Annotated in this window: 17 protein-coding genes; 16 read left to right on the top strand and 1 reads right to left on the bottom strand. The window is 40.9% G+C overall.

Features of this window, described 5'->3' with window-relative positions:
• Positions 1-57 precede the first annotated feature (57 nt).
• The 7 genes from VRK28_RS15380 (at position 58) to VRK28_RS15350 (ending at position 12,370) form a co-directional block, all read left to right on the top strand.
• Complete coding sequence (locus VRK28_RS15380; protein ID WP_054563468.1) at positions 58-1,128, top strand: OmpA family protein; 1,071 nt, start codon at positions 58-60, stop codon at positions 1,126-1,128.
• 295 nt (positions 1,129-1,423) lie between these two features.
• Positions 1,424-4,021, top strand: coding sequence for a bifunctional aconitate hydratase 2/2-methylisocitrate dehydratase (gene acnB / locus VRK28_RS15375; RefSeq protein WP_062566654.1), 2,598 nt, complete (start codon positions 1,424-1,426; stop codon positions 4,019-4,021).
• A gap of 212 nt (positions 4,022-4,233) precedes the next feature.
• Positions 4,234-5,175: an autotransporter outer membrane beta-barrel domain-containing protein gene (locus VRK28_RS15370; protein WP_130167202.1), complete on the top strand. Its 942-nt coding sequence runs from the start codon at positions 4,234-4,236 to the stop codon at positions 5,173-5,175.
• Complete coding sequence (locus tag VRK28_RS15365; protein WP_063529148.1) at positions 5,175-6,179, top strand: hypothetical protein; 1,005 nt, start codon at positions 5,175-5,177, stop codon at positions 6,177-6,179. Before VRK28_RS15370 ends, VRK28_RS15365 begins: the two co-directional genes overlap by 1 nt.
• 106 nt (positions 6,180-6,285) lie before the next feature.
• The gene (locus tag VRK28_RS15360; RefSeq protein ID WP_332394113.1) at positions 6,286-10,290 is read left to right on the top strand and encodes a PKD domain-containing protein; all 4,005 of its coding nucleotides are present in this window, start codon (positions 6,286-6,288) and stop codon (positions 10,288-10,290) included.
• 199 nt (positions 10,291-10,489) lie between these two features.
• The gene (locus VRK28_RS15355; RefSeq protein WP_054552412.1) at positions 10,490-11,122 is read left to right on the top strand and encodes a 2OG-Fe dioxygenase family protein; all 633 of its coding nucleotides are present in this window, start codon (positions 10,490-10,492) and stop codon (positions 11,120-11,122) included.
• Between the two features lie 9 nt (positions 11,123-11,131).
• Positions 11,132-12,370, top strand: a complete 1,239-nt coding sequence (locus tag VRK28_RS15350; protein WP_332394112.1) for a cysteine desulfurase-like protein — start codon at positions 11,132-11,134, stop codon at positions 12,368-12,370.
• 72 nt (positions 12,371-12,442) lie between these two features.
• On the opposite strand, the gene VRK28_RS15345 is transcribed toward VRK28_RS15350, so the two are convergent.
• Entirely contained in the window at positions 12,443-13,147 is a 705-nt protein-coding gene (locus VRK28_RS15345) for a 2OG-Fe(II) oxygenase (RefSeq protein ID WP_054563475.1), read from the bottom strand.
• Between the two features lie 36 nt (positions 13,148-13,183).
• Between VRK28_RS15345 and VRK28_RS15340 the strand changes: the two genes are divergently transcribed.
• From VRK28_RS15340 to speD, 9 genes are all read left to right on the top strand, one after another.
• The gene (locus tag VRK28_RS15340; protein ID WP_332394111.1) at positions 13,184-13,579 is read left to right on the top strand and encodes an acyl-CoA thioesterase; all 396 of its coding nucleotides are present in this window, start codon (positions 13,184-13,186) and stop codon (positions 13,577-13,579) included.
• Between the two features lie 85 nt (positions 13,580-13,664).
• Positions 13,665-14,243 (top strand): anthranilate synthase component II, encoded by a 579-nt coding sequence (locus VRK28_RS15335; RefSeq protein ID WP_135923252.1) that lies wholly within the window; start codon positions 13,665-13,667, stop codon positions 14,241-14,243.
• A 48-nt stretch (positions 14,244-14,291) separates the two neighbouring features.
• The gene (locus tag VRK28_RS15330; RefSeq protein ID WP_058584015.1) at positions 14,292-15,452 is read left to right on the top strand and encodes an HDOD domain-containing protein; all 1,161 of its coding nucleotides are present in this window, start codon (positions 14,292-14,294) and stop codon (positions 15,450-15,452) included.
• Between the two features lie 369 nt (positions 15,453-15,821).
• The gene (locus tag VRK28_RS15325) at positions 15,822-17,027 is read left to right on the top strand and encodes an aspartate aminotransferase family protein (protein WP_058583979.1); all 1,206 of its coding nucleotides are present in this window, start codon (positions 15,822-15,824) and stop codon (positions 17,025-17,027) included.
• Positions 17,028-17,107: 80 nt separating this feature from the next.
• Positions 17,108-18,124: an arginine N-succinyltransferase gene (astA, locus tag VRK28_RS15320; RefSeq protein ID WP_055198948.1), complete on the top strand. Its 1,017-nt coding sequence runs from the start codon at positions 17,108-17,110 to the stop codon at positions 18,122-18,124.
• A gap of 18 nt (positions 18,125-18,142) precedes the next feature.
• A complete protein-coding gene (astD, locus tag VRK28_RS15315; protein WP_062566651.1) occupies positions 18,143-19,612 on the top strand; it encodes a succinylglutamate-semialdehyde dehydrogenase in 1,470 nt (489 codons plus the stop codon).
• A gap of 128 nt (positions 19,613-19,740) precedes the next feature.
• Positions 19,741-20,088, top strand: coding sequence for a DUF3802 family protein (locus tag VRK28_RS15310; protein ID WP_054563480.1), 348 nt, complete (start codon positions 19,741-19,743; stop codon positions 20,086-20,088).
• Between the two features lie 145 nt (positions 20,089-20,233).
• Positions 20,234-20,647 (top strand): OsmC family protein, encoded by a 414-nt coding sequence (locus tag VRK28_RS15305; RefSeq protein WP_055020887.1) that lies wholly within the window; start codon positions 20,234-20,236, stop codon positions 20,645-20,647.
• Between the two features lie 88 nt (positions 20,648-20,735).
• Entirely contained in the window at positions 20,736-21,548 is an 813-nt protein-coding gene (speD, locus tag VRK28_RS15300) for an adenosylmethionine decarboxylase (RefSeq protein WP_054552422.1), read from the top strand.
• Positions 21,549-21,607 lie beyond the last annotated feature (59 nt).

Below are 21,607 nucleotides of genomic sequence, written 5' to 3'. Positions count from 1 at the left end.
CTGATTGAGCTGGTTTGACTTAGCTACAATTTTAATTGTGAAAATGGGAAGGAAACAATGAAATTAAAATCACTTACTATTGCTTTAGCACTTGCTGCAACTAGTGCTTCAAGCTTCGCTGCCGAAAAGCAAGGTTTCTACATCGGCGCATTTGGCGACTACTATGATAATTCTTGGGAAAATGTCCGCGACTACACTCCAGGTGGCCTTGATGTTGATGACTCTACAGGTTGGGGTTTAGAGCTAGGTTACCGTTTTAGTGATTACTGGAGCGCTCGTTTAGAATATGCTGACATGGACTTCGATTGGAAAGCTGATCTTAATGACGGTACTTCTGTTAGCGGTACTGAAAGTGGCAAACGTTACGGTATTGACGCTTTATATCACTTAGGTGGTGGTCCATTCTACGGTATTTTCGGTCTTAAAAATCTTGATGCGGTTGACGAAGATCTAATGTTCGCAAACGTAGGTGCTGGTTACCAACACTACTTCACAGATAACTTCGCGTTTAACGCTGAAACATCTTTATACCAAGGTCTTGACCGTGGTTACACAGATGTTGGCGCTAAATTAGGCCTAAGCTATATCTTTGGTGCGCAAAGCTCAGCTTCTGAGCCAGTTGAACCTGCTCCAACAGTTGTTCCTGTTGCGGTTGAGCCAGTTGATAGCGATGGCGATAACATCCCTGATGCTGATGACCAATGTGCAAACACGCCAATGACTGACGCTGTTGATGGTACTGGCTGTACATTATATGAAGATCGTGAAGTAACTAAGAGCTTACTAATCACGTTCCCTAACAACACGTCTAAAGTATCTCAACAATACTTAGATGATATTGACCGCGCTGCTAAGTTCTTAAAAGAGCACCCAGGTACTGACGTAGTACTTGAAGGTCACACTTCATCAGTAGGTAAAGCTGACTACAACAAGTGGTTATCTAAGAAACGTGCTGATGCTGTTGCTAAGAAACTAATCGAAGACGGTATTGACCCAATGCGTCTTACTACTGTTGGTTTAGGTGAAGAGCGCCTTAAAAACCCAGCAAATACGCCAGAAGCTCATGCTGAAAACCGTCGTGTTGAAGCGAAAGTAACTGTAATTGAGCGTGTAAAAGTAGAGCGTTAATCTAACCCTTTACGCAAATTTGAAAACCCAGCCTAGTGCTGGGTTTTTTCATTTCTAACACCTCTAAAGTAAGTAGATAGGAATGATTCTTAATAAATATTCATTTGAATAGCGTTTTTTTCTAGTACTATTCATGGTATTTATAGTGAATATTAAACTCCTTACTTACAGCATGGATTTTCATCTATACTTAAAAGCTTTATAATTAACCGTCAGAATACTATAAGTACTGGGTCTTAATTGGTATTTAGCTTAATACTACCGAGTACTTTCACGTCACCAAGAGGGCAATATTGTGCTACAAGAATATCGTAAACACGTAGAAGAACGTGCCGCGTTAGGTATCGTACCAGCGCCATTAGATGCTCAGCAAACGGCTGATCTTATTGAATTAATCAAAAACCCACCGGCAGGCGAAGAAGAGTTTATCGTTGATCTTCTAGTTAACCGCGTACCACCGGGTGTTGATGATGCTGCTTACATCAAAGCAGGTTTCTTAGCTGCAGTTGCAAAAGGTGAAGCGAGCTCTCCACTTGTATCAAAAGAAAAAGCAGCTGAGCTACTTGGTACTATGCTAGGTGGTTACAACATCGCACCTATGATTGATCTTCTAGATGACGAAGCGTTAGCGCCGATCGTTGTTAAAGGTTTATCAAACACATTATTAATGTTCGATGCTTTCTATGATGTAGAAGAAAAAGCGAAAGCAGGTAACGAATTTGCTAAGCAAGTAATCGAATCGTGGGCAAATGCAGAATGGTTTGTAAACAAGCCTGCAGTTGCTGAAAAAATCTCAGTTACCGTATTCAAAGTAACTGGCGAAACAAATACAGATGACCTTTCTCCTGCACCAGATGCATGGTCTCGCCCTGATATTCCACTGCACGCTTTAGCAATGCTGAAGAACGAACGTGATGGTATCAATCCTGAAAAACCAGGTGAAGTTGGTCCAATCTCACAACTAGAAGAGCTTAAAACGAAAGGTTTACCTCTTGCATACGTTGGTGATGTAGTTGGTACGGGTTCTTCTCGTAAATCTGCAACTAACTCTGTACTTTGGTTCATGGGTGATGATATTCCTCACGTACCAAACAAACGCGTTGGTGGTGTATGTTTAGGCGGTAAAATCGCTCCTATCTTCTTCAACACAATGGAAGACTCTGGTGCATTACCAATCGAACTACCTGTTGATGAGCTAAACATGGGTGACCAAATCGATATCTTCCCATACGAAGGTGTTGTTAAGCGTCACGGTACTGATGAAGTAATCTCTACTTTCTCTCTTAAATCAGACGTAATTCTTGATGAAGTGCGTGCTGGTGGTCGTATTCCACTAATCATCGGTCGTGGTTTAACTGATAAAGCGCGTGCATCACTAGGTATGGAAGCTGAAGATATCTTCCGCAAGCCTGCTCTTGTAACTGATTCTGGTAAAGGCTTCACATTAGCTCAGAAGATGGTTGGTAAAGCATGTAACATGCCTGGCGTACGTCCTGGCCAATACTGTGAGCCGAAAATGACAACTGTTGGTTCGCAAGATACAACAGGTCCTATGACGCGTGACGAACTTAAAGATCTAGCATGTTTAGGCTTCTCTGCAGATTTAACAATGCAGTCTTTCTGTCATACATCAGCTTATCCTAAGCCAATCGACGTAAACACTCACCACACACTTCCTGATTTCATCATGAACCGTGGCGGTGTATCACTTCGTCCAGGTGACGGTGTAATCCACTCATGGTTAAACCGTATGTTATTACCAGATACAGTAGGTACTGGTGGTGACTCGCATACTCGTTTCCCTCTAGGTATTTCATTCCCAGCGGGTTCAGGTGCGGTAGCATTCGCAGCAGCAACTGGTGTAATGCCTCTTGATATGCCTGAGTCAATCTTAGTACGTTTCAAAGGTGAAATGCAGCCAGGTATCACATTACGTGATCTAGTACATGCTATCCCTTACTACGGTATTAAAGAAGGTCTTCTTACTGTTGAGAAGAAAGGTAAGATCAACGAATTCTCTGGTCGTGTACTAGAAATCGAAGGTGTTGAGCACCTAACAGTTGAGCAAGCTTTCGAGCTTTCTGATGCGTCAGCTGAGCGTTCAGCGGCAGGTTGTACAGTTAAACTTTCTAAAGAGTCTATCGCTGAATACCTAGAGTCAAACATCGTAATGCTTAAATGGATGATCTCTGAAGGTTACGGTGATGTTCGTACTATTGAGCGTCGTATCAATGCAATGCAAGAGTGGTTAGCTAACCCTGAACTTATGGAAGCTGATGCTGATGCAGAGTACAAACACGTACTTGAAATCGACCTAGCTGATATCAAAGAGCCAATCCTTTGTGCTCCAAATGACCCAGATGATGCACGTCTTCTTTCTGACGTAACAGGCGAGAAAATCGATGAAGTATTCATCGGTTCTTGTATGACTAACATCGGGCACTTCCGTGCTGCAGGTAAACTACTAGATGGTTTCAGTGGTCGTATCCCAACTCAACTTTGGGTTGCACCACCAACGAAGATGGATAAAGACCAGCTTACTGATGAAGGTTACTACGGTATCTTTGGTCGCGTAGGCGCACGTATCGAAACTCCAGGGTGTTCACTATGTATGGGTAACCAAGCACGTGTTGCTGATAAAGCAACTGTTGTTTCTACCTCTACGCGTAACTTCCCTAACCGTCTAGGTACTGGCGCTAACGTATTCTTAGCATCAGCAGAGCTTGCAGCAGTAGCGGCAATCTTAGGTAAATTACCTACACCTGCTGAGTACCAAGAGTATGCAGATAAGATCAATGCAACTGCAGCTGATACTTATCGTTACCTGAACTTCCACCGTATGCCTCAATACACTAAAAAGGCAGACCAAGTGATCGTTCAGCAAGCTGTATAATTAGTAATAATTAAATTTACTAGTATAAAAGCCCGCACCTAGCGGGCTTTTTTATTAAGTTTTTGTTCAGTTTGGTTTGTAAAATTAATACATTTGTCTACACTGATTATTGTTAAAAGTTAACAGTTGTAACTTTGTGTTTAATGTTGTAACCAAGGAAGGCGGGCATCATTTCTTGGCTGCATAGATTTTGCAAATCAAGGAATTGAACAATGAAAGCACTTCTTCTTTTACTCCCCCTCAGTGGTTCGGCTTTTGCTGTTAACCCCTCTTTTAGTGAAGTCCGACTCGGTTTTGAAACGATTAGCTATAGTGAAACTCTCAATGATGTAGCAGGGTTTGGCAAGTTGAGCCAGTCAATTGATGTGACCAATCCCGCAATACGACAGATATCATACACAGGCATTGATGATGATTGGGGATTCTATATTGAAAGTGCTGCAACAATTTCTACTGAAATTGAAACTGAAACTTGGCATTTGGCAGAGTTTGGCGATATTCAAGAAAATGCATTTAAAACAAAAGCGAATGAGATCGGGTTTAAAGGTGCTTATAATTTTTCAAAAGCCATACAGTTTACTTTAGGCACTAAGTTTTTTACTTCTAGTTTTACACGCTCAAATTTTGCTTTTGTGCAACCAGGTGCAGCGGCATTTGATGAGGCACTGATTGCTATCTCAGATGATCCAGATAACCCCGCTCGTTTTACCTTACCGGGTATGAATAACGCGAACAATGTGGGCGACCAACAAGATTATAACTCCCAGCTACGCCCCGTGGTCTCTGTGTCAGAAGATCAAATGGGTATCTTGCTTACTTTAGGTGCCCGTTACGATAGTCGTTTAAAAGACAGTTTTAATAAGTACAGCTGGTATGCAGAAGCTGAATTGAGTACTCCCATGTACTCTGAAATTCAAAATACTCAATTTGAAACAACTACATTAACCGACAGTTTTAATGGCTGGGGTGTGTTAGGACGAGTCGGGCTACGTTATCAAATAATGTCACATATTGCGTTAATGGGCGGTATTGATGCGCAATACAAATCTCGCGATATAGTGACTAAGAATCTTGAAAATGGTCAACGTCTGCGCGTACCTGAAGTCGAATATAGTAATGTGTCTTTTGCAGTTGGTTTGCAGTGGAGCTATTAATGAACAAGTTCGCCATAATTAGCTCATTACTTTTATTCTCTTTATCAGGGTGTAAAACCATTGATTCTGTTCAGCAAGATTTAGGTTCTCTTGCGAGTAGTATTACAGGAGAAGAACAGGCGACCCCCGAACAAATACAGGCAGCCTATGAAAAAGCCCAAAGTGTTTTCCAAGAAGCACTTACAGCTTATAACCAAATAGATACGGAGAACTTAGCGCAATTTGATGAGGAGCGTGTAGCTAAGGCTCGTAAAGTTTGGGCGGTGCTTGAGCCTGAGTTTAATGAACTGCGTTTAGCTCCTGAACATGCTTTAAAAAGTGCGTCACTGTTCTCATCTGACACGGTTGCAGATGAAGTCATGTCTCAAAGTCAGGAGGTCATTTCCTTGGTTACTGAAGCGCAGCTTGCCAAGCAAAGGATCACATCGGTTTTACAGCCAATTAGAGATGAGTTTGCCATTTTAGATCAATTGGATGCTGAAACATCTTATGAAAAGCGTTATCGAGAGCTCGATAAGCAACATCAACAATTAAAGGAAATGCTCATTGACGGGCAAGAGCAGCAAGTTGCTGAGTATGTACCTAAGCTATTAGAGCAACTCATTGATTTAGAAAAAGACGCCGTTGTACAGTTTTATTTCTCTCAGTATATCGAAAAAATTTATGGGCTAGCTAACTCAAAAAAAGTCGATATATTTCCGACAGTTTATCAGGACGTTCGAAAACAATTAGAGCAAGGTGAAACATTTAGTAAAGCTAACTATCGTGAGTACGAGCAAATTAAACAACACGCTGCTTTATTGTCATTACAAATCGATCGTATTAATAGTCTCTATGCTGAGTACTTAGCCCAAAAATCGGCTATTGATAAAGACACTGTTGAAGCGCACATGCTGAGTCTAGAAAGTGAAATTTATGCATTGACCATGGCTGCTGGTTTGGGTGATCTGAGAGGCCTCTCTTTTCAGGAACAGCTTCAACAAGTAAGAAAAGCAATTAATTGAGTAAACCAAGAGCCACAGTTCGCTGTGGCTTTTTATCAACGTTAAGGGATTTAGCGTTTATATGGCTAAGAATTTCCCTGCTATAAGTGAATATAATGGAGTATGTATGTTAATTCATAAGCGGCTGTTGGCTGCAGTTATTGGTACCTTATTTTTAGTTGGGTGTGGGGGAGGTGGAGGTAGTGACTCTGAAACTAAACCAGATCCTGTAGACCCCGTTAATCAAAGTCCAACAGTTACTATTAGTGCCGAATCAGAAGGTGCAGAGCAGACTTCTTTTAAATTAAGTGCCGCTGCCACAGATAGTGACGGTAGCATTGCCTCTTACAGTTGGACATCTGATGCTAGTTTTGACTTTGTACAAAGTGATGGATTAACGAGTGCTGAAGCTACTTTTCAAACACCCGATATAGACGCTGATACAACGGTTAATTTCACTGTCACTGTAACCGATAACGATGGGGCAACAGCTTCAGCAAAGCATAGTGTTATATTTAAACGAAATGTATCAACAGTGACAATTACCGGGATAGTAACGGATCAGCCAATTGCTAATGCAGAGTTAGAGATTAATGTTGGTAGTGACGTCTTTTCGGTCAATGCAGATCAAACTGGTCGCTATACGATAGAGCTTGTTGTGGACGAATCTGCAAGTGATAAGCTTGTGCTGGTTAAAGCAAAAGGTCTTGATAGCACCAACCCTGGGGTTGTTTTTGTTTCACAGCTAAGCTCAATTCAAGCGTTATTGGAACAGGCTGGTGAGGATAATACGCTTGATAGTGAAGACAACTTTGGCGTCAACATCACGAATGTAACGACCGCAGAATATGCGCTTTTAACACGTAATAATGAAGAACCTCAATCAGTCGAAGAGCTAAACGCAGCACTGCTAAATGTTGATGCTGACGAAAAGATCTTATTGGCAACTCTCATCAAAATCATCGTGGATAATGCAGATTATGTTCTCCCTGAAGGCGTCGAAAGCACACTCGATCTTGTCAGTGACGAAGATATCGCTAAGAATTTTGAAGATGAAGTAAATGAGAAAGATCCAGATCTCATTGAAGAGACGAAAGAAGAAATTAAAAAAGATGAAAACTTAGTTTCTGATAGCGATGAGCCTATTGTCGGTGATTTTATAGTTAACTCACCTCGTTATTATAACAATGATGCATATCACCTTGTTCTGGCAAGTGACGGTACGGGTGAACTTAATGCAAATACAAGCTCAACACTGACAATGAGTAAAGAATCAGGGGTGTATACCTTAGCACTAGCAAATAGTGTAGTGACTTACACTGATGAATATAACGATGGCAATGAATCTTATATTGGGCAAACAAAATTAACAGATATTAGTTTTCAAGTTTTAGCAGAAAATGAGGTTTTCAGAACGATTGAAGTGACTCAAACCACACAAAGAACATTGGACTACCAAAATGGTAGTGAACCCGTTGTGGAACCTTCAATTACTCGAACCTATACAACTAACCTGATTGATAAAGCTAAAACAATAGCACTAAATACTACAGAGTTAACCGAAAACACATGGGTTTTAGACCTAAGAGACAATGATTATGATTCTGCGTCATCTGATGATGAACCTGAAACTTTGCGCTTTTATGCCGATGGTACAGGGGATGTAACGGGTGAGAGTACTGAGGTATTTAGTTGGGAGCTCAATGATACTAAGTTATCTATTAGTTATGATGAAAACGGTGAAACTGGGTTAATTGAGTTTTGGTTTACAAAAGCTCTCTCTGCGGGCTACCAAGTGGTTGCATTAGACACTAGTTTTGATGAGCCAAGTAATACATTAACAGGCTTAATGGTTAAAAAAGCGAATGTGACAACAACCGATGAGGATATTATTGGTCGTTGGCATGGTTTTGTTGGTACTTCTCAATCTTATGATTTGAATATTTACCCTGATGGTAGTGTCGCTATTGGTTTAGGGAACTCAAGTTTCCAAGGTCATATTGAAGATGGCAACTTCTCTAGAAAACGCTTTTATTCAGAAACATATGGTCTTGTTTCAAGTTGTGATGGCTTTGCTGATGACTGTTACCTTGAAAGTGAAATGCAACATGAATTCATTAATATCGTTGGTAGCACCTACTACATAATTAGAACGCTAACTTATTACACTATGGCTGGTGAGGCATATGATGAAGTTAAATCGGTATTCATTTATGAATATAGTAAAGACTTGTCATACTCAGCTTTTACTGAAGAGCTATTAGATGGTGCGATTTCTCTTTACAAAGATGATGGCTCAACAGATGCTATTTACATTCAATACAATGATTTAGGTGAAGTGGAGTATGTTGTCCGTTTTGATGGTGTTGAGCATATAGCAACGTTCAATGATGGCGTATTAAGCTATCAAGTTGATGGCAATACGTGGTTTGTTGAGCTGGTTTCTGCGGATGAAAATGCTGTTACTATTTGCCGATATCAGCAAGGAAGCAGTTGTTCAGCTGATACGCAGATTAGCTACTTACCTAAGCGCCCTAAAGTAACGTTAACAGTAAACCCATCTCAGAATGGTAGTCTCTCACCTAGCAGTCAAACTTCGTATTGGTACCAATACGCGTCTTTCGTAATTAGCCCAGATGAAGGGTATGTTGTTGACGAAATTACAGGATGCGAAGGATATATTGAAGGAGATTATTACCTTGTCTATACCACAGGTGCTGATTGCGAAATTACAGCAACATTTAAACCTGCATTATTAGCCGCTGGCGAGTATATTCTAAATAATAGTGATTTATATAATGCACCAGCCTTGGGCTTATTACTAAATGCGGATAACACTGGCGCTGTAACTCTCAACGGTAGTTCAAATATCAACTGGTATGAAGTTGATGATCACATTGAGTTATCACCTATCGATAGTATTGTCGTGGAAGAATATACCTCTTTCCCTGATGGCATGACTGAGGTTCAGTATCGCACGGAGATTAGTTACGCTGAATTAATGCCAATGGCAGAAAAAGGGCTTAATTGGCATTGGCTAACAGTTGAATATAGCTATTATGAGAATGACGTTTTAGTGAATACCAGCACTGAAAGTTCCAATGTTTATGCATTTTCTGATGGCGATGAAATTGCCGTTGTTAGTGATGATGTCGTAGGGCAATGGGCTGTAAGCGCTGAACAAGGAGGAGTGCTATTAAATATGCAGATCAATGCTGATGGAACAGGCTCTTACATAGATATTTTGAGTGATGAGCAAGATACGTTTAGTTGGCAGATCATTGATAGCAATTTAGTACTTAATCACAGCAGTGATAATTCAACAGATACACTCTATTTTACTAAAAACATCAACGTTGGTTACCAATTTTTAGATAAGGGTAATGATAACGAGGGGGACTATGTTGATGCAGGCATGTTTGTTAAACGTAATGAAGTAGCCATTAATGCAAGTAATTTTTCTGGTCGTCATCAGTTCAGAGAGGGTCATGATATTGATTCGCATTGGGCTGAAATCCAAATTTATGACGATGGTGAAATCTTCTTTACCTTTGGAACAAGTTCATATCAAGGAAGCTTTATTAATAACCGCTATATTAGAAGGCTTTATGTAGATACTAGCTCAGGAAGTTGGGAAACAACTGATTTCTGTGATACTAGCTTGGATACATGTTTCCTTTATGGTGAGTTTGTTTACAAGCTAATTGCTATTGATGAAGCCCGTTATTTTGTCGAGCGTACTGTGGCGTTTGATGATAATGGTACTGGGATGCTAGAAAAATCATCTGCACATCTATATGTACATGATTATGCTAGTTCAACAGCAGTTGATAAATTCTACGACTACGACTTATATAGCTTCACTTTATATGAGAGCGATGGCACAACATGGTCATTAAGTGAGCAGGATTATAATGAAGATAGTCAGTCTTATGAATACTCACTGACGATTGGAGAGCAAAGTATCACGGGGGTTCAATTGGTTGATGGTAAATTGTCATTTATTGAAAATGGCCAAGACACGCTGCTTGAGCTTATCAGTAACAATCGCACCGAACTCGTTTTCTGTAAGTATTTAGCAGGCAATAGTTGTCAGTCACAAGATCAAGTTTCCCTTTCTATGAGCAATTAAACTTGTCGTAAATTGTGCAACCTAAAACAGCCACATTTGTGGCTGTTTTTATTTTTTAGATTAAATATTCTAAAAAATGTCTATAACGATCTTAAAATTATCCAATATATCTTGCTGGTTTACATAAAAACGCAAATATTCCCTGCTAATTGGATTAAAATCCTCGCCAATATTCTCAACGTATTAAGGCGAGATCGAAATGACTACATTAAACAACCAGAACCTTCTACAACTTCGTTTTGTAAGCCAAGCGCACATTGACGCAGTTAAGCCTTCTTTTGCTAACCTACCTGCTAACCCATACGCAGATGGTGAATTTCGTAAGCGTCGTTATTCAGTAATCAAAGTTGTTGATGGTGAATTAAAACTACAACCAACAAAAGCATTCGTGCAAGATGACTCAATCAATACCTTCCAAGGTAATGTTGAGCGTACCTATGAAAATCTAGAAGATAGCTTATTAGCGACTGATGGTATGAAGCAAATCGTGAATCAGTTCCGCGATATGACGGGTATCAGCGATGATCGCGTTATTGAAATTCACCAATTCAGAATGCTTGCGATCGACAGTGACACACCCGCTGCGCCAGAAGGTGTTCACCAAGATGGTTTTGATCACGTATGCGTATGTGGTGTATCACACGAAAATCTAGAGGGTGGTGAGCTGCTTGTTTATGAACACCAACAAGCTGAGCCATGTTTCAAAATGGAAATTAAAGACGGCATGTTCGCACTGATTAATGACCGTGAAGTATGGCACAACGCTACACCAATGAATAAATTAGATGCAAGCAAAGAAGGTTACCTTGATTGCTTCGTACTAACTGCGTAAGGGTAAATCATGAACTTAACGCAATTACGTCGCCAATTCCCTGCACTTATGCAACAAGTTGCAGGACAGTCACCTATTTTCCTTGATGGTCCGGGTGGCTCGCAAGTACCACAGTCAGTGCTAAGCGCTATGAGTGCATATTTGGGTTACTTCAACTCAAACTTAGGCGGCGCATTTTTCTCAAGTGATAAAACGGTAGAGTTAATGGCAAATGCTCGCCAAGCTGCAGCCGATTTATTAAATGCGCCATCTAAAGAGCAAATCGTGTTTGGTGCAAACATGACAAGCTTAACGTTTAGCTTTAGCCGTGCCATCTCGCGTGATTGGACTGCTGATGATGAAATTATCGTCACCAATGCAGATCACTTCTCAAACGTATCATCTTGGCAGCAAGCTGCTGAAGATAAAGGCGCGACAGTAAAAACTACCCTTATCAACGAAGCTGATTGCAGCCTAGATATGGCACACTTTGAAAGCCTTTTATCTAGCAAAACAAAGCTTGTTGCTGTGACATATGCGTCGAACACGACAGGCTCAATTAATGACATTAAACGCATCGTTGAGCTTGCACATGCTGTTGGTGCGCTAGTTTATGTTGATGCCGTACATTACGCACCTCATGAGCTTGTAGACGTACAAGCACTTGATTGTGACTTCTTGGCCTGCTCTGCATATAAGTTCTTTGGTCCTCATCTTGGTATCGTCTATGGTAAACGTGAGCACCTTGAAGGTTTCACACCATATAAAGTTGAACCTGCAAAAGATGTTGCGCCAGGTCGCTGGGAAACGGGTACACAAAGCTTTGAAGCGCTAGCTGGATTAATTGCTGCTGTTGATTACATTGCTGCAATTAGTGAGCTAGATGATACTCATTCACGCCGAGAAAAATTAGCTGCTGCATTTGCTATGACTAAACAGCACGAAATGACATTAAGTAAGCACTTTTTATCTCGTTTAGCAGATTACCCACGCATCAAGTTATTTGGTATTGATGATCTAGAGCGTATAGCTTATCGCACACCGACTTTTGCTTTAACTTTTGAAGGCATCGAGCCACGTGTTGTGTCTGAATTTTTAGGTAAGCAACATATTTGTGTGTGGGATGGTAACTTCTACGCCCAAGGCTTATGTAAGCAGCTAGGTGTATTAGAAACAGGCGGCGTAGTACGTATTGGTTGTATGCATTACAACACAATTGAAGAGCTTGATAAGGTTTTTGATTTATTTGATCAATTACTAGCAGATTAAAGCTGAGTTTTAATTAAGCTATAAGCTTCAAGCCTTAAGCTATAAGCAGCCCGAGTGGGCTGCTTATTACCGCTAGGATTGTGGTTGGCCATATATTTGTTCCGCGCGGTTGAATAAGACCCACGAGGTTAAAATATACTTATCATTTGAAATTGGCTTATTACCACGGTGCGTGTGGGTAAAATAGCCCGGTGCTACGACCATAGAGCCTTGTTTTGGCGATATTTTTCGTTGTTGATAGTAGAACTCTGTTTCACCACCTTCTTCTACATCATTTAAATAGAACATAAATAACAGCACACGATGCAGAGCTTCGTTGTGGCCTGCTTGCGGATATACCTCGCTATGCCAATAAGGGTAACCACCTTTATTGATATCGTATTTCTGTGCTTGAATTGGACCCATGCGGAAAATTTGCTGCACGAGTAATGGCAATTGTGGTTTGCCGACTTCTTCAAAGTTATCCTGTGTTAAGTCAACAGGTTTGCCCGTTTGCGGATGGTAAACCTTTAAACCAAAGGCACCAATCATCATAAAAATATGCTCTTCAAGGTATTTGAAGACGTAACCCGCAGTCGTTTGTTGAATATGCTTTAGTTGCTCAGCGTATTCGGGGTGGTTATTAAGGTATAAATCGCGGCTGTCTTTTTTCGCTAAATCTACTCCGCCTGAGGTAATGCCTTGTTTTAAATGCGGGCTTTGTTCAAATACCGTGATAAAGTTGTCGCAAAATTCTTTGCTGAGGGCGTTTTCGTATACGCGAATAAAGTCCGTCATGAGCTACCTTTAGTTTATATTTTTTATAGGGTTACTATGTTTACTGAAACTATCACACCACGCTTTAGCGAAACAGATGTGCTAGGGCACATCAACAATACCGTACTCCCTGTATGGTTTGAAGCCGCCCGAGCGCCTATTTTCAGGTTTTTTACGCCCGATTTAAACCCTTATGAGTGGAAACTGATCATTGCTAAGGTTGAAGTAAGCTTTGTGGGTGAGTTGTTTTATGGTCACGATGTCACAGTGAAAACCAGTGTTGAGCACATCGGCTCTAGTTCATTTGTACTGCGCCAAGAGGCTTGGCAGCAAGATAACTGCTGTGCCGTTGGTAAAACCGTACTAGTACGTTATGACTTTGCAAATAAATGTTCGCAAAAACTCAATGAGCAAGAAAGGGCTGACCTTACAGCGCATTTAATCACTGAGTAATACCCCATTTTTTGCCGACATTTATGAACGCTTGGGGTAAAATGCGCCTTCATTATTTTGACTGAGTAATTTTGGGTTACACGCAATGCTGTTAATGATCGACAATTATGATTCGTTTACATACAACCTAGTGCAATATTTTCAGCGCTTAGACCAAGATGTATTAGTTAAACGAAATGATGAGATCAGCATTGCTGAGATTAAGCAGCTTAACCCAGAGCACATCGTACTATCGCCTGGGCCATGTTCACCAAACGAAGCGGGTATTTCTTTGCAAGTGGTTGAACAACTAAAAGGCCAGTTGCCAATTCTTGGTATTTGCTTAGGTCACCAAACTATTGCTCAGGCTCTAGGTGCTGATGTTATTCGTGCAAAGCAAGTGATGCATGGTAAAACCTCGTTAGTTAAGCATAGCAATCAAGGTGTGTTTAACGGTTTGGCAAATCCACTGACGGTATGTCGGTACCATTCTTTAGTGGTGGATAAACAAAGCCTGCCTAGTGACTTCACTATTACCGCATGGACAGAACAAAATTCTGATTTTGATGAAATTATGGGGATCATGCATAATGATTTAGCACTTGAAGGAGTGCAATTTCACCCCGAAGCAATTTTGACCCAACAAGGGCTTGAATTACTTGCTAACTTTTTAACTCGCTTCTAACCTTAGGCTAGTGAATTAACAAATATGACCGACAATACGCCTGTGCAAATGACCGAAGAAAACCGACAACAAAGGACTGCGATGGTGCTTAATGAGCGCGCGCACGATCTTTTGCTTGGTCACAGTTTTGCACAGCGCCAAATCGGCTATATTCACACCCTCGAAATTGATTATGGCGAATCAATGGAACAGCGAACTTTATTAGAAGTAGAAGTTGCTGCTGAGAAAAAACGTCAAAAGAGCAGTACAGCTCACCATAAATACCGTGCACAGGCGAGCAAGCAATTACACCAAGTGATTGAGGCTGCCATGCATAAGCAGCTTGAAGACATTGATTCAGTAATTCATGAAACTATAGGGATTCAAGATAGCGTACCTGCTATTTTAGATATTTTAGCTGTGCGTTCGGCCTCAGTAGGTCGACTAGAGCCGTTAGTTAAAGATTTGAGTTGGTTAGGTCGTGAGCTCGTTGCGTTTGTGAATTTACCTTTCTATCGAAAACAACGTAATAAACACACTTCAGTTCAAGTCGATAACCCACTGTTAGCGCTACGCTACATTGGTTTAGATAACTTAAAGTTTGTCGTGCCAACCTTTGCGGTACGTCATTGGATGCCACACAGTACAGAGCCATTTCCACTACTAAAGCGTCGACTTCGTGATAACTCAATGGCGTGTGCCATTGCTGCTCAAGAACTTGCTAAATTAAATGGTGTAAATGAGGTGCACGCGTTTACCTTAGGTATGCTACTCGACGTGGGTAAGATAGCGCTAGTGCGTATATACCTTCGTATTTTTGAGTTAGTTTGGCAGCGCCAAGTAACGAAAGCCCGTGATGAGCAAAAGAAAGATCTACACACAGCTTTATTAGAGCTAAAACCGGATCCTTTATTTTTAAGCACCTTGCTAAATAAGCAGTCGATGAAGGTAACAGCCACCGTAATTGAGAAAATGGCTTTTAGGTATTTGCCATTTAATGCGGTAATGCAGCAGTTAACTACACCTTTAGCTAAAAACGATGAGTATTTGCCGCTTACCAAGGTGATTTTAAAAGCACGTTGTTACGCTCAGTATTTAAGTTTAAATGAGCATCAACTAGTCGAAAATGACGAAACTGAACGTTGGTTTGCACACTTCGATTTCACTAAAGAAGAGCTTGATCAGCTAGCAAAATGCAATTTTGATCGCTTTCATATTCAAATTAATTAAAAAAATTGTTAATTTTTTTGCGACTATTCATTCATTGTTTATCAATCCGCAGTGACAAATTTTTTCTCTTTAGCCTCTGCTTGGCTCACTAGCCGTACGCCTTTTTGTAGTATTTAGAACAAAAAGTAGCCTTCAAATAGTTATTCACTATCCATGAAAAAATATCTCAAGCCCTTTATTTTCAAGGGCTACATGAAAGTTTTCTAAGAGACAGGACGAAAATTTTCTGGAATAATGGATGAATGAAAATTGAACCAAAGAGTAATTTTGGTGATTTTGCGCTAAGCTCAATCGGCTAAGTAAAATGGCTTAGTTTAGCTTTAGAGCGCCACCTTACTCTGAGTGTGCTTACAATTATGAGGATATAAAATGACAGTCAATCGCGAATTATTTGATCAAGTAATGGTTCCTAACTATGCACCATCAAGTGTTATTCCAGTTCGAGGCGAAGGCTCTCGCGTATGGGACCAAGAAGGTCGCGAATTTATCGATTTTGCTGGTGGTATTGCTGTTAACTGTCTTGGCCATTGTCACCCAGCTCTTGTAAGTGCATTAAAAGAGCAAGGCGAAAAAATTTGGCACTTATCAAATGTAATGACTAATGAGCCAGCGCTTCGCTTAGCTAAAAAGCTAACTGACGCAACGTTCGCTGAAAAAGTATATTTTGCTAACTCTGGTGCAGAAGCTAACGAAGCGGCACTTAAACTTGCACGCCGTTTTGCTCTTGATAACTTTGGTGAGCAAAAGTCACAAATTATCTCATTCAACAAAGGTTTCCACGGCCGTACCTTCTTCACAGTAACAGTAGGCGGTCAAGCTGCATACTCTGATGGTTTTGGTCCTAAACCTGGTGATATCGTTCACTGTGACTACAACGATTTAGCAGCATTTGAAGCGCTTATCTCAGACAGCACATGTGCAGTAATGATGGAGCCTCTGCAAGGTGAAGGCGGTATCATTTCTCCAACTGCTGAGTTTGTTGAAGGTGTTCGTGAGTTATGTACTAAGCATAATGCACTACTAATCTTTGATGAAGTACAAACAGGTGTTGGCCGTACGGGTGAGCTTTATGCTTATCAAGGTTTAAATGTAACTCCTGATATCTTAACGACTGCAAAAGCGTTAGGTGGTGGTTTCCCTATCGGTGCGATGATCACCACAACTGATATTGCTAAGCACTTAAAAGTAGGTACTCATGGTTCTACTTACGGTGGTAACCCACTTGCGTGTGCAGTAGCAGAAGCAGCATTCGACACAGTAAATACACCAGAGGTACTTAACGGCGTTAAAGAAAAGTCAGCGTTATTCCGTGAGTTACTAACTGCGATTAACGAAAAGTACAATGTATTCACTGAAATCCGTGGCGAAGGTCTATTAATTGGTGCTGTAGTAACAGAGCAATTCAAAGGTCGTGCAAAAGAGTTTTTAGTAGCTGGTACTGCAGAAGGCGTTATGTCTTTAGTTGCTGGCGCTGATGTTGTTCGTTTCACTCCGTCACTTGTAATTCCAGAAGCTGATATCCGCGAAGGTATGGCTCGTTTCGAAAAAGCAGTTGCAAAAGTCGTTAACGGCTAAACGAAACTGTCATTTCAGGGCAAGTTAAGCTTGCCCACATTTCTTAATTTACCGTTATTTATAAGGGAGCAAGCGGACTTATGATGATCCTTCGCCCAATCCAGCAAAGCGATTACCAAGCGTTAGTAAAGATTGCTGTTGAGTCAGGCCATGGCTTTACGTCTTTGCCTAATAATGAAGAGTTATTACAAAAGAAAATTGATCATTCTGTCAGCTCATTTGCAAAAGCAGCACAGCAGCCAGGTGATGAAGGTTACTTGTTTGTTCTTGAAGATAGCGAAACGGGTGAAGTTGTAGGGACTTCGGGTATTGAAGCCGCTGTTGGTTTAGATGATGCTTTTTATCATTATCATTTAAGCAAAGTAATTCATTCTTCTCGTACGCTAGACGTGTATAAAGCCGTTGATATTTTAACCCTGTGTAATGATTACACCGGTGCAACTGAGCTATGTACATTATTCTTAAAAGATGGCTACCGTAAAAACAATAACGGTAAATTGCTTTCAAAAGCGCGTTTTATGTTTATTAATCAACATAGAGAACGTTTTGCTGACACCGTAATTGCTGAAATGCGAGGTGTGTCAGACGAAAGCGGCGAAAGCCCATTCTGGCAATGGCTAGAAGAGCACTTTTTCTCAATGGACTTTCCAACGGCAGATTACTTAACGGGTATTGGTCAGAAAGTATTTATTGCTGAGTTAATGCCTAAATACCCAATTTACGTCAACTTACTGAGCAAAGATGCACAAGCTGTGATTGGTCAAGTACATGACAACACACGCCCTGCGATTGAACTATTAAAGAGCGAAGGTTTTACCTTTAATGGTTATGTAGACATTTTTGATGCAGGCCCAACTGTTGAAGCAAAAGTAGATAACATTGCTACAGTCAGAAATGCCCACACAGTTAAAGTTGAAATTGGTGAAAGCCAAGGCGACACCACGGTATTGTTAGCAAATGATAAAATTGCTGATTTTAGAGCAACCGTGACTCAAGTTAGCCTATCATGTGATGCCGATAGCATCACAATCTCAAGTGAATTAGCAAAAGCACTTCACTTAGAAGCGGGTGATTCAGTATCACTTGCAGAACTATAGAATTCAGGAGACATATTAATGACTCATGCAGCGCAATTTATTAATGGTCAATGGCAAGCAGGCCTTGGTCATACTTTTCAGTCTGTAAACCCAGCAAATAACGATGTAATCTGGCAAGCAAACACTGCCACCGCAGAACAAGTAGACGGCGCAGTCGCTGCTGCACGTGAAGCGTTTTACAGCTGGGCTGATAAAACATTTGCAGAGCGTTTAGCGATTGTAAAAACATTCGCAGAAACGCTTAAAGAGCACAGCGAAGAATTAGCGATTGCTATCGCACAAGAAACCGGTAAACCACTTTGGGAAACACGCACTGAAGCAGGTGCGATGGTGGGTAAAATTGCTATCTCTGAAAAAGCATTTTTAGAGCGTACAGGCGATGTTGAAAATCCAATGCCACAAGGTCGCGCGATGATCCGCCACAAGCCTCATGGTGTTGTCGCTGTGTTTGGCCCTTATAACTTCCCTGGTCACTTACCAAATGGTCACATTGTACCTGCACTATTAGCAGGCAATACCGTGGTATTTAAACCGTCTGAGCTAACGCCAGCAGTTGCTGAGTTAACGTTAAAATTATGGCAAAAGGCGGGTCTCCCTGCAGGTGTTATCAACCTTGTGCAAGGTGAAGTAGAAACGGGTAAAGCGCTTGCATCTCATAAAGGGATCGACGGTTTATTCTTTACTGGCTCTTCGCGCACTGGTCATATTTTACATGAACAGTTTGCTGGTCAACCGGGTAAAATCTTAGCTTTAGAAATGGGTGGTAATAACCCGCTTATCGTTACTGATGTTGCTGACACTAAAGCGGCTATCCACGATATTATTCAATCAGCGTTTATCTCTACAGGTCAACGTTGTACGTGTGCGCGTAAGTTATTCTTACCTGCAGGCGAGCAAGGAGATGCCATCTTAGCGGGTCTTATTAAAGCAACTAAAGCTATTAAAGTAGGTGACTACGACGCAGAAGAGCAACCTTTCATCGGGTCAATGATTTCTTCAGCAGCAGCAGCTGGTATGGTCACAGCACAACAGCAACTTGTTGAGCTTGGCGCTGAAGTGTTAGTTGAGCTAACGCACAAAGAAAATACCGGCTTTGTGACACCGGGTATTTTAGAGTGTACAAATGTCGCTAACTTCCCAGACGAAGAGCACTTTGGACCACTGCTTAAAGTATTCCGCTTCACTGATTTTGATGCCGCTATTGATAAAGCGAATGACACAAGCTTTGGTTTATCAGCTGGTTTATTAAGCGACAGCGCAGCAGATTACGACCATTTCCTTCGTCGTATTCGCGCAGGTATCGTAAACTGGAACCGTCCTATCACAGGTGCATCAAGTGCAGCACCATTTGGTGGTATTGGTGCATCAGGTAACCACAGAGCAAGCGCATATTATGCTGCTGACTATTGTGCATACCCTGTCGCTTCGGTAGAGCTTGAAAAAGTAGCAATGCCAGCGACATTAAGCCCAGGCTTAAAAATCGATTAATAATCGTAAATTATTATAAAAAGCAGCTTCGGCTGCTTTTTTTGTATGAGATGCTTGGCAAAGGTAGCAATTAAAAGCGCTTTCTGCTTAAATCTAAAGAGATAGTTTTTTATTAGGTGTGCAGTCGTATGGTTTTAGATAGGCAAGGGTACGATGATCTTGTCATGTATCTCACTCAAAATTTAGCGCTTTTTGAGAAGCCGGGTCAAATTAAACCAGGAGCTCCAACAGTGTTAGAGCTGATTGAAGACGTGATAGCAGAAAATGTCATGTTACTTTGCGAGCAACACACAGAGCTTAATACTGAACAACGCAGCCAAATTGTTCGCGAAGTCGACGGTATCGTATATGACTTACAAGAAGTGCTGAGCAGCGTTACAAATCACACAGTAACCGTTGAACAACACGCGTTTATTGATGAGTTTGCTGGATTAGTAAAAAACTTATTCGATAGTGCTGTTGTAGAAAGTGCCTAACTTATAAAGCACAACACAATTTCTAGTCTTTAAGCGAGCAGCTCAAAGTTAGCAACTCGCTTTCCTTTAAAGCTCACCTCTTATCCCTTGCATCTGTGTGTGACTTGCTTACAATCAAGCAAAATAACTTTAAGAGATAAAGCACATGCAAGCGAATGTAAAATGGGTAGAAGGCGATACGTTTATTGGCCTTTCAAATTCAGGTCACAATGTAGTTTTTGATGCAGGTAGCGATAGCGCTGCGCCAAGCCCAATGGAAATGGTTTTAATGTCAGCGGGTTGTTGTTCATCTGTTGATGTTGTTAGTATTTTAAAAAAAGCAAAACAGTCATTTTCTGATGTGCAAGTTAAGCTATCTGCAGAGCGTGCTGAGTCAGCACCTCGCGTGTTTACCAAGATTAATCTACACTTTGTGGTTACCGGTGATAATGTCTCTGAAAAGCACCTTGCAAGAGCGGTACAATTATCTGCTGAAAAGTATTGTTCTGTAGCCTTAATGCTTGATAAGACAGTAGAAATTACGCATAGTCATGAAGTTGTGCAAGAACAGGTAAAATAACGCTTTTTCCGAGCAGGAAATTCGTATAAAATCCGCGAACTTTTATTTCTGCTGGTGCAGGTTTCACTCGTTTTAAGGTTGGTTTAGCATGAATAAACCCTTCGATAAAATTAAGCTTCATGGCTTTAATAACTTAACTAAGAGCTTAAGTTTTAGTATTTACGATATTTGTTACGCAAAGACGGAACAACAGCGTAAAGAATATATTGAATATATCGACGAACAGTACAGTGCTGATCGCCTTACCGATATTTTAGGTGAAGTTGTGGATATTATTGGCGCAAACATTCTAAATGTTTCTCGCCAAGATTATGATCCGCAAGGCGCCAGCGTAACAATCTTGATCTCTGAAGAGCCAATTGAGCAACAAACAACGTATGACGTTGATGAAGCGCCGGGTCCTCTTCCTGAAACAGTGGTAGCACACTTAGACAAGAGCCACATTTGTGTTCACACATACCCAGAAGCACACCCTGATGATGGTATTTGTACGTTCCGTGCTGATATCGAAGTATCAACGTGTGGCATTATTTCGCCATTAAAAGCGTTAAACTTCTTAATTCACAGCCTTGAGTCTGATGTTGTAACAATTGACTACCGCGTACGTGGTTTTACTCGTGACGTTGATGGTGTAAAACACTATATCGATCACGCGATTAACTCAATTCAGAACTATATGACTGAAGATACCAAAGAAGCGTACCAAATGATGGACGTGAACGTGTATCAAGAGAACTTGTTCCACACGAAGATGATGTTAAAAGAAACTGACTTGAATACTTACCTATTCGGTGTTTCTACAGCAGATCTTTCGGAAGAAGAAGAAGAAGTTATCTACTCTAAGCTGACTCGCGAGATGCAAGAAATCTTCTACGGTCGCAACTTACCAGACACTGAGTAAGTCACTATAGCTTTAAAAAACGGCGCGTAATGTAAGTTACGCGCCGTTTTTTTATGCCT

Source organism: Pseudoalteromonas sp. P80D2, from assembly GCF_036680945.1.
GTDB lineage: Bacteria > Pseudomonadota > Gammaproteobacteria > Enterobacterales > Alteromonadaceae > Pseudoalteromonas > Pseudoalteromonas shioyasakiensis.
The sequence above is the reverse complement of the archived record's forward strand: the minus strand, read 5'-3'. Positions and strand labels throughout refer to the sequence as shown.

Excerpts from the sequence above, each read along its gene's own strand:
- VRK28_RS15380 (WP_054563468.1), top strand. The coding sequence starts at position 58 with ATGAAATTAAAATCACTTACTATTGCTTTAGCACTTGCTGCAACTAGT.
- VRK28_RS15370 (WP_130167202.1), top strand. The coding sequence starts at position 4,234 with ATGAAAGCACTTCTTCTTTTACTCCCCCTCAGTGGTTCGGCTTTTGCT.
- VRK28_RS15365 (WP_063529148.1), top strand. The coding sequence starts at position 5,175 with ATGAACAAGTTCGCCATAATTAGCTCATTACTTTTATTCTCTTTATCA.
- VRK28_RS15360 (WP_332394113.1), top strand. The coding sequence starts at position 6,286 with ATGTTAATTCATAAGCGGCTGTTGGCTGCAGTTATTGGTACCTTATTT.
- VRK28_RS15355 (WP_054552412.1), top strand. The coding sequence starts at position 10,490 with ATGACTACATTAAACAACCAGAACCTTCTACAACTTCGTTTTGTAAGC.
- VRK28_RS15350 (WP_332394112.1), top strand. The coding sequence starts at position 11,132 with ATGAACTTAACGCAATTACGTCGCCAATTCCCTGCACTTATGCAACAA.
- VRK28_RS15345 (WP_054563475.1), bottom strand. The coding sequence starts at position 13,147 with ATGACGGACTTTATTCGCGTATACGAAAACGCCCTCAGCAAAGAATTT.
- VRK28_RS15340 (WP_332394111.1), top strand. The coding sequence starts at position 13,184 with ATGTTTACTGAAACTATCACACCACGCTTTAGCGAAACAGATGTGCTA.
- VRK28_RS15335 (WP_135923252.1), top strand. The coding sequence starts at position 13,665 with ATGCTGTTAATGATCGACAATTATGATTCGTTTACATACAACCTAGTG.
- VRK28_RS15330 (WP_058584015.1), top strand. The coding sequence starts at position 14,292 with ATGACCGAAGAAAACCGACAACAAAGGACTGCGATGGTGCTTAATGAG.
- VRK28_RS15325 (WP_058583979.1), top strand. The coding sequence starts at position 15,822 with ATGACAGTCAATCGCGAATTATTTGATCAAGTAATGGTTCCTAACTAT.
- astA (WP_055198948.1), top strand. The coding sequence starts at position 17,108 with ATGATGATCCTTCGCCCAATCCAGCAAAGCGATTACCAAGCGTTAGTA.
- astD (WP_062566651.1), top strand. The coding sequence starts at position 18,143 with ATGACTCATGCAGCGCAATTTATTAATGGTCAATGGCAAGCAGGCCTT.
- VRK28_RS15310 (WP_054563480.1), top strand. The coding sequence starts at position 19,741 with ATGGTTTTAGATAGGCAAGGGTACGATGATCTTGTCATGTATCTCACT.
- VRK28_RS15305 (WP_055020887.1), top strand. The coding sequence starts at position 20,234 with ATGCAAGCGAATGTAAAATGGGTAGAAGGCGATACGTTTATTGGCCTT.
- speD (WP_054552422.1), top strand. The coding sequence starts at position 20,736 with ATGAATAAACCCTTCGATAAAATTAAGCTTCATGGCTTTAATAACTTA.